Source organism: Microbacterium paraoxydans, from assembly GCF_020524545.1.
GTDB classification, from domain to species: domain Bacteria; phylum Actinomycetota; class Actinomycetes; order Actinomycetales; family Microbacteriaceae; genus Microbacterium; species Microbacterium paraoxydans_C.
Genome location: NZ_JAIVLG010000001.1, coordinates 95,340 through 107,155 on the forward strand (window position 1 = coordinate 95,340; position 11,816 = coordinate 107,155).

An 11,816-nucleotide genomic window follows, 5' to 3' on the forward strand; every position below is an offset into this window, starting at 1 on the left:
AACTGGCAGGGCGGCGCTGGCAGACTAAGTGTCATGGTGACGTTGCTGCTGGACCAGACGCAACTCGAAGTCGTGCTCTCGCCGCTGGAACGTGCCGCGACATTCCACCGTGAGAACCTCAGGATCGTGCGCGACACCATCACCAAGGTTCAGCTGACCGACGACGCATGGACCTGGCTGCGTGGGGTCCCGAACCCCGGCACGCATATCCCCGGAGTCCTGGCCGCGGGGAGTTGGAAGGCCGCGGGCAGCCTCGACTTCGTGCTCATCCGCCGTCGTCGTCCGAGCGTCGTCATCGACCTCGAGGGCGACGAGCAGTACCGTCGCCTCATCCTCACGACGCGGCACGGTCTCGCGCTCACGCAGGCACTCCGGCTCGACGTGTCATCGGAGCCCGCGAACGTCGAGGAGATCGTCGCCACGGCGCCGATCCCCGTCGCGAAGGGGAGCCGCCGACCGGTCATCCGCCCGCGGCCGGCCTGAGCGCACCGCGGTCCGACGCGCGAAACCTGCGCCCCGTTCTGTTGCGGGCGGCTCAACCGTGGTGGTCGCCCTCGTGGCTCTCGCCGTCTGCAGGGTCGTCGCCGGATTCCTCGGCGCTCGCGTCCTCGGACAGGGACTCGGCCTGCGGAACCGTGTCGATCACGCCGGTGGAGGCGACGCTCCAGTGGGCACCGTCCTCCACGGGGTCCTCGTCGCTGGCTTCGGTTTCACGGCCCAGCGGGTAGTCCTTCGGCTCGTCCTCGTAGTACGCGCGCGCGGCCGCAGCGAGCATCGAGCTGACGGCTGCCGACCGCGGGTCGGCCTCCCCGGTCTCCTGGGCTTGTTCGGCGCCCTCGGCTTCCTCCGTGGTGTCGAGGTCGGCGAAGATCTCGACACCGGCAGGGGCATCGCCCTCCGACGTGTCGTCGTGGTCGTCCGCGCCGTGCTCGCCGGCGATCCCGTCGCCTGCCTCCACGTCGTCCGCGGCGGCGTGCTCGGGCGCTTTCGTCTCGGCGTCGTCACTCGTGGTGAAGACCTCGGCGACGTCGTGCCGCGGAGTCTCCCCGTCGGCTGTGACCGTGGGGGAGGTGACGGGGGCTGCGGCGCCGAAGAGGATCTCGTCGAAAGAGCGCGCCGGGGGCTCCTCGCCCAGGGCGGCATCCTCGGTCTGGGCGGCATCCTCGGTCCGGCTCGTTTCGACCTGGTCCTCGCCGCCGTGGCGATCGTCGTCGTCCTCGTGGGGGAGAGCCTCAGCCACAGGAGTCTCGTCGTCCGGCTCGGGGGTGGACGAATCGGAGACGTCGTCGTTCGAATCGTCGTCGACGGTCGCCGACGCAGCAGCATCCTCGGCGGACCAGGCTGTGGCGGCGGCTACCGGGATCGCAACTGTGGACTCGGCGGGCTCGGTACCCTCTGGCCCGGTCTCGTCGGGCACGGCAGCGGGTGACGGCGCATCCAGCGGGGGCGTGGTCGTGTCCGCGCGCGGTGCCAGTCGGCCGCCACGCATCAGGTCGATGAAGACGTCTTCCAGAGTCGGTCCGCGCTGCACGAGAGTGCTCAGGGCGATCCCGGCCTCGGCGGCGACCGCGCCGACGGTCCCGGCGTCTCCGCCCCGCACGGTCAGACCGGAGCGAAGGACCTCGATGTCGAATCCGGCCGCGTCGAGTGCGGCGCGGAGTGCACCACGATCCGCGGCGTCCACGATGACGGAGCCGCCTTGCGGATCGGCCAGGGTCTCGATGCCGCTGGCCAGCACCAACCGGCCCTTCGAGAGGACGAGGACGTCGTCGGCGACCTGCTCCACCTCGCTGAGCACGTGCGATGACACGAGCACCGTGCGTCCTTCGTCGGCGAGGCGACGCATCAGAAGGCGCATCCAGCGGATGCCCTCGGGGTCGAGCCCGTTGGCCGGTTCGTCGAAGACGAGTGCGCCCGGGTCCCCGAGGAGGGCGTGCGCGACGCTCAGTCTCTGGCGCATGCCGAGCGAGAAGCCGCCGATCCGGGAGTCGCCTTCGGAGTCCAAGCCGACGAGGGAGAGGACCTCCCCGACGCGGGCGAGCGGGATGCCGTTCGCCTTGGCGGCGATCGTCAGCTGGCGCTCGGCTGTGCGACGAGGACGATAGACGGTCTCTTCGAGGACCGCGCCGATGGTGCGCAGCGGCTGGCGGAGCTCCGCGTAGGTCGTTCCACCGATCGTGGCCGTTCCGGACGTGGCGCGCACCTGACCGAGCAGGATTCGCAGGGTGGTCGTCTTGCCGGCGCCGTTCGGGCCGAGGAAGGCGGTGACGGCGCCGGGCTCGACGCGCGCGGAGAAGTCCGAGACGGCGGTCACCTCATTGAAGCGCTTCGTCACGTGCGTGAACTCCAGCACCTGTCCTTCAGGCATCCGTGACCTCTCGTCGCAGTGAACAGTTCCTCCCTATCCTGCCGGAAAAGCCTGTCGGATCCCGCATTTCGCGCGGATTCCCCGCCCCGGGGGAGGCGGTAACCTGGCACGCGTGACCGAATCCCAGGCTGCATCCCGTGTCCTCATCCGCACCGAAGGAGCGCTCGGGCGGCTCACTCTCAATCGCCCGGAGGCGATCAACGCGCTCGACGAGGGGATGATCCAGACGCTCACCGACGCGCTCGACGCCTGGCGCGACGACACCGACGTGCAGATCGTGCTGATCGATGGGGCAGGGGAACGCGGCATGTGCGCGGGCGGAGATGTGCGTGCCCTGCACGCGCAGATCGTCGCCGGGCAGGCCGAGCGCACCGCCGAGTTCTTCCGCTCGGAGTACGCGTTGAACGCGATGATCGCGGAGTATCCGAAGCCGGTCGTCGCCTTCGCCGACGGCATCACGATGGGCGGGGGGATCGGTCTTGCCGGTCACGCGGCGATCCGCATCGTCACGGAGCGCTCGAAGCTGGCGATGCCCGAGACGCGTATCGGCTTCACGCCCGATGTCGGCGGCACCTGGCTGCTCGGACGAGCGCCCGGCCGCTTCGGGGAGTACTTCGGGCTGACCGGTGCGACGATGAGCGGTGCGGATGCGGTGTATCTGGGGTTCGCGGACCACTTCGTGCCCTCGGATCGTCTGGACGCGCTGAGGGAGGCTCTCGCCTTCCGCGCCGACCCGACGGGTCCCAGCGAGATCGTCCTGCTCTTCGACGAGACGCCCGAGCCCACCCCGCTGCCCTCGTCGAAGGCATGGATCGACGACGCGTTCTCGGCCGCGACCGTGGGCGAGATCATCGACCGCCTGCAGGCACAGGGGAGCACGGAGGCCGCGTCCGTCGCCGACCTCCTGGAAGGTCTCGCGCCGACCGGGCTCACCGTCACGCTCGACGCCGTGCGCGAGGCGCGCGAGCTCCGAGGGTTGCGGGCAGCTCTCGAGGGCGAGTACCGGCGGGTGCTGTGGTTCGTCAACGAGCACCCGGACCTGGTCGAGGGCATCCGTGCGCAGCTCGTCGACAAGGACCGCAACCCGAAGTGGGACCCGCCAACGCTGGCCGAGCTCGCCCCGGATGCGGGGGCCGCGGCGCGGGCGTACGTGCCCCGTCCGCCGCTGTTCTGAGGAGCCGAGGTGTTCACCCGTCGGGAGTGTGCCCGCGTGCGGTGTTCACCCGTCGGGAGTGTGCCCGCTTGTCGGACGGTTTCGGCCGTTCCGGTCGGTTCGGTCCGGAACTCCCGACAGGCGGGCAGGGGGTCCCCGGCAGGTGGGCCGGGCCAGAGCAGGGTCGGGCTACTCCCCGGGGTCCTCGGCCGCGCGCCACTGCCAGATCGTCCGCAGCACATCGACGATGTCATCGAGCTCGGCGCTGAGGGTGTCGGCCTCGTCGACCAAGTCGCGGAGGCGTCGGATCACCGAGGCCGGGAGGACCCCGGCCGACTCGGAGACACGCGTGCCGGCGGCGGTGCGCGAGATCACCAGCCCGTCCGCCTCGAGCATCTTGTAGGCACGTGCGACGGTGCCCGGGGCGACGCCCAGATCGCTCGCCGTCTGACGCACGGTCGGCAGTCGTTCGCCGGCACCGAGCTGGCCCGAGACGATGAGGCCGCGCAACTGCCGGTAGATGTCGAGCGCAGGATTGGCCTCATCTGCCGCCGAGAGCTTCGGATTCGGGTTCATCACACGGCCTCGCTGTCGGCGTGGCTCTCGGCCTCAGTGCCCGTCCGTGCGCCGTGATCGCGCGGGTACAGCTGCGCGATCACCAGGAAGAGGAGCACGAAGGCAGCGATCTCCAGCAACGGTGCCAGACCGCCTCCGACGCCTGCGACCTCGCCGTATCGCCAGAACGCGGTGTAGGAGTCGGAGCCGCCGTCGCTTTGGACGGTGAGACCGGCGACCGATCCGGCATCGGCGATGAACCGCCATGCCCCCGCGAGAGCGAGGAGGAAAGCGGCCGTCGCGGTCCGGGTGATCGCCGTCGCGACATCGCGGCGTTCTCGCTGCTCTGCGGCTACCGTCTCCGGGCGCAGGAACGGGCGGACGGCGCTCGCGTGGAGCGCGGCCACGGCGATGAACAGGAGGACCGCGGTGCAGATCAGCACAGGGATGCCGTACGCCCAGCCATAGAACCAGGGTCGGAGCGGGTCGATCGGCTCGTTGTTGATGCCTATCTCGAGGAAGACATAGGGGCCGCCGTCGATGTTCGATGAAGCGAGACCGGCCAGGACCGTGGTGGCCGTCAGAGCAAGCACTGTGAGGGCGGCTCCCGCCGTTCCAGCGCGCGGACTGAAAGTCAGCCACGTGCGACGGGGAGCGGCGACCGGTCGTTCCGGGGGTGTGCTCCCGAGGGTCGCGACGATCGCGAGCAGGAGTCCGATGCCGACGGACGCCGTGAACACCGGCATCGCGTACCGCCACCAGGAGATGACGCCGTTGAGATCGAGCACGTATCCGGAGAGCAGATTCTCGGCGAGGAAGACGACGACCACTCCGATCGCCGTCAGGCCGAGTGTGCGGTGCTCTCGTGAATAGCGGGCGACGCCGCCGCCGGCTGTGGTCGCCCCGAGCCGCATCCGGCTCTCCCTCCGCGCGCGCCTTCCGGGGAACGCGCAGATGCCGCACGCGATGATCGCCGCGACGACCAGAGAGACCCACGGCATCGTGAAGAGCGCGCTGATCATCTGCCAGCCATCCAGGCGCCACAGAGCGGAGGCGAGCGTGGAGGTGAAAAGGTCAGGCATGCGGAGTCCGTTCTCTTTGTACTGCATGTCTATCACAAGTTGTATCAGTGACTAAACACAAGAATGGATAGAACTGCTGCTGTCACGGCGGTTCGCTGTCAGCGAAGGTCCACCCAGAGGGGGATACGAATGTCCGCGGATCGTGGCACTCTGTCTTGTGGCCGGTTGTCGGTCGGCATCCGTCTGCCGAGAAACCCGCCGCTTCATCCTTCCTAGAAAGTCCGCCTGTGCTGGGAAAAATCCTCTTCCGCTATCTCTCTCGATACCGGTGGCTGCTGCTCGCCGTGCTGGTCTTCCAGCTCGCCAGCGTGGCAGGCACCCTCTACCTGCCGAGCTTGAACGCCGACATCATCGACAACGGCGTCGCCCGCGGTGACACCGCCTACATCTGGCGCACCGGCCTGTTCATGCTCGCGGTCTCACTGGGGCAGATCATCGCGTCGGTCACCGCGACCTACTTCGCCGCGCGTGCCGCGATGGGGGCAGGCCGCGACATCCGCTCCGACGTCTTCGGCAAGGTCAGCGGCTTCTCCGAGCGCGAGGTCTCGCAGTTCGGCGCCGGTTCGCTCATCACTCGCAACACGAACGACGTGCAGCAGGTTCAGATGCTCGCGATGATGGGGGCGACCATGCTCGTCACGGCGCCGCTGCTCGCGATCGGCGGCATCATCTTCGCCGTGCGAACCGAGGTCACCCTCAGCTGGCTGATCGCGGTCTCGGTGCCGCTGCTGCTGATCCTCGCCGCCCTCGTGATCGGTCGCATGGTCCCGCTGTTCCGCAGCTATCAGGGCAAGCTCGACAACGTGAACCGCATCATGCGCGAACAGCTCACCGGCGTCCGCGTGGTCCGTGCGTTCGTGCGCGAAGGCATCGAAGAAGAGCGCTTCCGCGGGGCCAACACCGACATCATGGTCGTCGGGCGCAAGGTCGGCTCGCTGTTCGTGCTGCTCTTCCCCCTCTTCATGCTCATCCTCAACGTCACCGTCGTCTCGGTCATCTGGTTCGGTGGCATCGAGGTCAACAACGGCACGGTGCAGGTCGGCACGTTGTTCGCGTTCATGCAGTACATCGGCCAGATCATGGGCGGAGTCATCATGGCGAGCTTCATGGCGATGATGATCCCTCGCGCGGCGGTCTCGGCCGAGCGCATCGGCGAGGTCCTCGACTCCGAGTCCACGCTGATCCGCCCCGAGAACGGCGTCACCGAGTTCCCGGTTCCGGGTTCCGTGGCGCTCGACGACGTCGAGTTCACCTATCCTGGGGCCGATTCTCCGGTGCTCACCGGCATCAGCTTCGCCGCGCAGCCGGGTGAGACCGTCGCGATCGTCGGTTCGACCGGCTCGGGCAAGACGACCCTCGTCTCGCTCATCCCGCGTCTCTTCGACGTCTCCGGCGGTGCCGTGCACGTCGGGGGGACCGATGTGCGCGAGGCCGATGTCGAGGCGCTGTGGGACAGTATCGGCCTGGTACCGCAGCGTCCGTTCCTCTTCACCGGAACCGTCGCTTCGAACCTGCGCTACGGGCGAGAGGACGCGACCGACGAAGAACTGTGGCATGCGCTCGACATCGCTCAGGGCCGTGACTTCGTCGAGGAGATGCCGGACGGACTCGATTCGCGCATCGCGCAGGGCGGTACGAACGTCTCGGGTGGTCAGCGTCAGCGTCTCGCGATCGCGCGTGCGATCGTGCACCAGCCGCAGATCCTCGTCTTCGACGACTCGTTCTCGGCCCTCGATCTGACAACGGATGCCCGGCTCCGCCAGGCGCTGTGGCGGGAGCTTCCGCATGTGACGAAGATCGTGGTCGCGCAGCGCATCTCCACCATCACGGACGCCGACCGCATCGTGGTCCTCGACGGCGGCACGATGGTCGGCGTCGGCACGCACGAGGAACTGCTCGAGACGAGCGAGACCTACCGCGAGATCGTCGAGTCGCAGCTGGGGGTGGACGCATGAGCGAGCAGCACAAGCCCACGCGTGGCCGCCGCAAGGCCACGACTCCCGTGGCCGAGGTCGAGCTGACCGCCGAGGAGAAGTACGAGGCCGAGCTCGCGGAGCAGGCTCGACAGAACTCCGGCGACTGGGACAGCGTCGCACCGGGCAAGGCCGACAACTTCGGGCCGAGCTTCGCGCGAATGATCGGGTTGCTGAAGCCCTCGGCTCTCTGGTTCGTCTTCGTGTCGATCCTGGGTGCTCTGGGCGTCGTGCTGACGGTCGCCGCGCCCAAGGTGCTCGCCGAGGCCACGAACCTCGTCTACACGGGGTTCATCTCCATCCAACTCGGTCAGCCGAACGGTGACTTCCCCGGGTTCCCGGCGGGAACGCCGCAGGATGTCGTGGTCGAAGCGCTGCGAGGCGCGGGTCAGGACGACTTCGCGAATCAGGTCGGCGCGCTCGGCGAGTTCACGGTCGGTCAGGGTGTGGACTTCGGGGCGCTGCGCCTGGTCATCGCCGCTGTCCTCGCCATCTACGTCGCCGCGGCCTTCCTCACCTGGATCCAGGGCTACGTCATCAACGTGATCATGGTGCGCACCATGTGGCGACTGCGCGAGGCGGTGGAGGCGAAGATCAACCGCCTGCCCCTGTCGTACTTCGACAAGGTGCAGCGCGGTGAGCTGATCTCGCGTGTCACGAACGACATCGACAACATCACGCAGACGATGCAGCAGTCGCTTTCGGGCGCACTCACGTCGGTGCTCACCGTGATCGGCGTGCTCGTGATGATGTTCTCGATCTCGTGGCAGCTTGCCCTCGTCGCCCTCATCACGCTGCCGCTGATGGGCGTGATCTTCGGCATCATCGGGCCGCGTTCCCAGAAGGCGTTCGGCACGCAGTGGCGCAAGGTCGGGCGGCTCAACGCCCGCGTCGAGGAGGCGTTCTCCGGCCACGCGCTGGTGAAGGTCTTCGGACGAGAGAAGGACGCGCTCGACAAGTTCCAGGCCGAGAACGAAGAGCTGTTCCAGGCCAGCTTCAAGGCGCAGTTCCTGTCCGGCATCATCATGCCGGCGATGATGTTCGTCGGAAACCTCAGCTACGTGGGCATCGCGGTGCTCGGCGGTCTGATGGTCGCGAACGGCCAGCTCCGTCTCGGCGATGTGCAGGCGTTCATCCAGTACTCGCAGCAGTTCACGCAGCCTCTCTCCGAGCTCGGCGGCATGGCAGCGGTGGTGCAGTCGGGTACGGCATCGGCGGAGCGGGTGTTCCAGCTGCTCGATGCCGACGAGCAGGAGGCGGATGACGCGGAGGCTCCCACGCTCGTCGAGGGCAAGGGGGTCATCGAGTTCGAGAACGTCGCGTTCTCCTACACGCCGGATCGTCCGCTGATCAAGGACCTGTCGTTCCGGGTGGAGCCGGGGCAGACCGTCGCGATCGTCGGGCCGACCGGTGCGGGGAAGACCACCCTGGTCAACCTGATCATGCGTTTCTACGAGCTCAGCGGCGGGCGCATCATGCTCGACGGCCAGGACATCGCCGAGGTCACCCGCGACGAGTTGCGCTCGCGCACCGGGATGGTGCTCCAGGACCCGTGGCTCTTCGCCGGCAGTATCCGCGAGAACATCCGTTACGGTCGCTCCACCGCGACCGACGAAGAAGTTCTCGCCGCGGCCAGGGCGACCTACGTCGACCGCTTCGTGCACGCTCTCCCCGAGGGCTATGACACGGTGCTGGACGAGGACGCAGCGAACGTCTCGGCGGGTGAGCGCCAGCTCATCACCATCGCCAGGGCCTTCGTCGCGCAGCCGTCGATCCTCATCCTCGATGAGGCCACCTCGGCCGTCGACACCCGTACCGAGCTGCTGCTGCAGCATGCGATGGCCGCGCTTCGCGAAGGACGCACGTCTTTCGTGATCGCGCACCGTCTGTCCACGATCCGCGACGCCGACCTCATCCTCGTGATGGAGCACGGCGACATCGTGGAGAAGGGCACGCACGACGAGCTGATCGCCGCGCAGGGGGCCTACTGGCGCCTGTACCAGTCGCAGTTCGAGCAGGCGGCCACGGACATCGACGCCGAAGACGCCCTGACCGGCTCGACACCGGTCGTGGTCACCGGCGATGCGGGCGAGGAGGGCGTGCACGCGGCTGCGGCCGTCGCCGGTGCCGCAGCCGGGGCTCAGGTTCCGGCCGCCGAGACGGCTGCCGCCCAAGCGCTTCTCGAGGAGGGCGCCGACGGCTCCGCTTCTCGCGACTGACCGGCATCACGCAGACGCCCCATCCTGCTCACGCGGGATGGGGCGTCGTGCTGCACCCGTCCGGGCGGAAGGTCAGGACGCGTCGGCGGTGATCCCGAGCAGCTCCAGCGGGTGGGTCAGACGCCACCACGGGCTCGGCCCCTCGACGTCCTCGGCCAGGACCAGCGGAACCGTCGCGGTATTGAGCGGTCCGGCAGTGGTCAACGTGCCCACCGTGCCGCCCTGGTCGCGCTCGTCCTCCAGATCGAAAGCCGCGGTCGCGGTGGCGACGGCGCCGTTCCACAGCACGACATCGGCATCGGACTCGGTGACCACGTCGACCTTCTCGCCCCAGTCGGTCGTGACCTGTCCGACGATCGTGCCCTTCGCGACGGCCGCTTCCTGCGCTTCCAGGGCGGCCTCCGTCTCGGCGAACAGCGAGCGGGTGAGAGCGAGGCGCTCGTCATCGCCCGCCTGATTCAGCGCGGCCGCGAACAGGTGCACCGTGGTGTCCCCGATCGTCAGGTCCTTCGCCGTCAGCAGGTTCCAGCCGACCAGCGTTCCGGTCTTGATGCCGACGACGCCCGGGTCGGCGAGCATCCCGTTGGTGTTGACGACCGTGCCCGCACCGGGAAGGTCCACCGACCGCGTGCCGACGATCTCCGCGAACACGGGGTTCTGCATGGCCAGCTCGCCGAGCTTGATCAGCGCGGCGGGGGTCGCCACATTGCGCTCGTCGAAACCGGACGGCGTGACCACCGTGATGCCGGTGAGCGCACGATCGCGCAGCCACACCTCGGCGGCGGACGCGAACTCCTGGTCCGAGCCCCAGATCTCGGAAGCCAGCCGATCGATGTAGTTGTTCGCTGACCCGAGGAGCGTGCCCTGGAGCATCTGGTACTCGGTCAGGACGCCGTCGACGGGGACATCCAGCGCGGACTGATCGCTGCGCCGGTAGTTCCAGTAGTCCACGCTGTCGCGATAGCTGAAGCGGAACTCGGGGCCCTGCTCGCCGAGGGCGAGAGGCATCCGGTCGAGCACCATCAGGCTGCTCACGACCTTGGTGATGCTCGCGATGCTCACCGGATCGGCGATGGATGCCGCGGTGGTGAGCCCGCTGATGCCGACCGAAGCGCTCCCCTCGCTCGGCCAGGTGATCGTCGCGGCGGGAGCGGGGACCGTGTCGAACTCGACGGACTGCGCCACCGGCGGAACCTCGTGTAGCGGCCAGAGCAGCGTCGTGCCCGCATAGGCGGCGACCAGGGTGGTGAGCGCGGCGAGCGGCACGAGGATTCCCGGTCTGGCGATGGCCGGACGCAGACGAGCGCCGCGAAAGAGGCCACCGTTCTGCTCGGCCTCAGGGGTCTGCTCGAACGTGGCCGTGGTCGTGTGCGCGCTGACGGAGGCGGGGTCGACCCAGGTGAGAGCGGTCGCGCCGGTCGCCTCGTCCGCCCACTGCACGGCTGCGCCGTCGACCGGCGCATCGGCATCGTCGAGCACCGGCGCCTCGTCACCGCTCGTGCGCGGTTCGAAGCGTGGCTTCGTGAGCGGTGGAGTCGCAGCGCGCTCGGAGGGGGCGGCCGTCCGCGAGGCGTCGTCGCTGAGGACGCCCGTCGCCTCGTCGGCGCGATCTGAAGCGGTCACTCGTTTACGGTACCCAATCCCCGGCGTGTTCCGCGGCGCGGAGCCCTGTCGCCACGCCGGTGTCACCACCGGGTAAGATCATCACCACAACCACGGGAGTCCGGCGAGCCGGGCTGAGAGGGAGCGAATCGCGCTTCGACCGTCGAACCTGATCTGGGTCATGCCAGCGCAGGGAGGAGTTCAGATGAGTACGTCCACGTCCGCATCCGAGAAGCAGGCATCAGCCGCGGCGAACGACCTGCACCGCACATTGATCTGGCGCTGGCGCGTCGTCGACATCGTCGTCGCCGCCGTCCTCGGCGTCGCGATCGGCCTCGTGTTCTGGGGCTGGAACACCATCGGCTACGCCTGGTTCGGCGCCGCCGACGCGCTGACCCCGGGGCTCGGCGGCATCGCCGTCGGCATCTGGCTGCTCGGCGGCGTCGTGGGCGGCCTCGTGATCCGCAAGCCCGGCGCCGCGCTGGTCGTCGAACTGGTCGCGGCGATCGTGTCGATGCTGATCGGGAACGTGTGGGGCGTCTCCACCGTGCTCTCCGGACTCGTGCAGGGCCTCGGTGCGGAGATCATCTTCGCGCTGTTCTTCTACCGTCGTTTCGGGATCGTGGTCGCCGCGCTCGCCGGCATCGGGGCCGCGGTCGCGGCGTGGGTGTTCGAGCTCTTCTACGGCAGCTCGCCGAACATCCTGAAGTCGGTCGAGTTCAACACGATCTATCTGGTCAGCCTGATCGTCTCGGGCGCGATCCTCGCCGGCGTGGTGGGCTGGCTGCTGGTGCGAGCCCTTGCCGTCACCGGCGCACTCAACCGCTTCGCCGTCGGGCGAGAGCACGTACGCGAGGTCTGAGC

General features: G+C 68.5%; 9 protein-coding genes and 1 riboswitch. Of the genes, 5 read left to right on the top strand and 4 right to left on the bottom strand.

Going from position 1 to position 11,816, the window contains the following annotated elements; all coding sequences use genetic code 11:
- Positions 1–33: 33 nt before the first annotated feature.
- Complete coding sequence (locus tag LC041_RS00490; protein WP_226531010.1) at positions 34–483, top strand: hypothetical protein; 450 nt, start codon at positions 34–36, stop codon at positions 481–483.
- 52 nt (positions 484–535) lie between these two features.
- Here the strand turns inward: LC041_RS00490 and LC041_RS00495 are convergent, their stop codons facing one another.
- The gene (locus LC041_RS00495) at positions 536–2,368 is read right to left on the bottom strand and encodes an ATP-binding cassette domain-containing protein (RefSeq protein WP_226531011.1); all 1,833 of its coding nucleotides are present in this window, start codon (positions 2,366–2,368) and stop codon (positions 536–538) included.
- Positions 2,369–2,480: 112 nt separating this feature from the next.
- Between LC041_RS00495 and LC041_RS00500 the strand changes: the two genes are divergently transcribed.
- On the top strand, positions 2,481–3,542 hold the full coding sequence (locus tag LC041_RS00500) for an enoyl-CoA hydratase/isomerase family protein (protein WP_226531012.1): 1,062 nt from the start codon (positions 2,481–2,483) through the stop codon (positions 3,540–3,542).
- 168 nt (positions 3,543–3,710) lie between these two features.
- Here the strand turns inward: LC041_RS00500 and LC041_RS00505 are convergent, their stop codons facing one another.
- Entirely contained in the window at positions 3,711–4,097 is a 387-nt protein-coding gene (locus tag LC041_RS00505; RefSeq protein ID WP_226531013.1) for a GntR family transcriptional regulator, read from the bottom strand.
- The gene (locus LC041_RS00510; RefSeq protein WP_226531014.1) at positions 4,097–5,158 is read right to left on the bottom strand and encodes a hypothetical protein; all 1,062 of its coding nucleotides are present in this window, start codon (positions 5,156–5,158) and stop codon (positions 4,097–4,099) included. Before LC041_RS00510 ends, LC041_RS00505 begins: the two co-directional genes overlap by 1 nt.
- A gap of 227 nt (positions 5,159–5,385) precedes the next feature.
- On the opposite strand from LC041_RS00510, the gene LC041_RS00515 reads away from it, so the two are divergent.
- Together LC041_RS00515 and LC041_RS00520 are read left to right on the top strand one after the other, a co-directional pair.
- Positions 5,386–7,113: an ABC transporter ATP-binding protein gene (locus LC041_RS00515; protein WP_226531015.1), complete on the top strand. Its 1,728-nt coding sequence runs from the start codon at positions 5,386–5,388 to the stop codon at positions 7,111–7,113.
- On the top strand, positions 7,110–9,350 hold the full coding sequence (locus tag LC041_RS00520) for an ABC transporter ATP-binding protein (protein WP_226531016.1): 2,241 nt from the start codon (positions 7,110–7,112) through the stop codon (positions 9,348–9,350). The genes LC041_RS00515 and LC041_RS00520 overlap by 4 nt, the downstream gene beginning before the upstream one ends.
- Positions 9,351–9,422: 72 nt before the next feature.
- Here the strand turns inward: LC041_RS00520 and LC041_RS00525 are convergent, their stop codons facing one another.
- Positions 9,423–10,973, bottom strand: a complete 1,551-nt coding sequence (locus LC041_RS00525) for a D-alanyl-D-alanine carboxypeptidase family protein (protein WP_226531017.1) — start codon at positions 10,971–10,973, stop codon at positions 9,423–9,425.
- Between the two features lie 82 nt (positions 10,974–11,055).
- Positions 11,056–11,167, top strand: a riboswitch (TPP riboswitch).
- Here LC041_RS00525 and LC041_RS00530 point away from each other — a divergent pair.
- The gene (locus tag LC041_RS00530) at positions 11,158–11,814 is read left to right on the top strand and encodes an ECF transporter S component (protein ID WP_226531018.1); all 657 of its coding nucleotides are present in this window, start codon (positions 11,158–11,160) and stop codon (positions 11,812–11,814) included. Its footprint overlaps the riboswitch before it by 10 nt.
- Positions 11,815–11,816: the final 2 nt, after the last annotated feature.

Excerpts from the sequence above, each read along its gene's own strand:
- LC041_RS00505 (WP_226531013.1), bottom strand. The coding sequence starts at position 4,097 with ATGAACCCGAATCCGAAGCTCTCGGCGGCAGATGAGGCCAATCCTGCG.
- LC041_RS00520 (WP_226531016.1), top strand. The coding sequence starts at position 7,110 with ATGAGCGAGCAGCACAAGCCCACGCGTGGCCGCCGCAAGGCCACGACT.
- LC041_RS00510 (WP_226531014.1), bottom strand. The coding sequence starts at position 5,158 with ATGCCTGACCTTTTCACCTCCACGCTCGCCTCCGCTCTGTGGCGCCTG.
- LC041_RS00490 (WP_226531010.1), top strand. The coding sequence starts at position 34 with ATGGTGACGTTGCTGCTGGACCAGACGCAACTCGAAGTCGTGCTCTCG.
- LC041_RS00530 (WP_226531018.1), top strand. The coding sequence starts at position 11,158 with ATGAGTACGTCCACGTCCGCATCCGAGAAGCAGGCATCAGCCGCGGCG.
- LC041_RS00495 (WP_226531011.1), bottom strand. The coding sequence starts at position 2,368 with ATGCCTGAAGGACAGGTGCTGGAGTTCACGCACGTGACGAAGCGCTTC.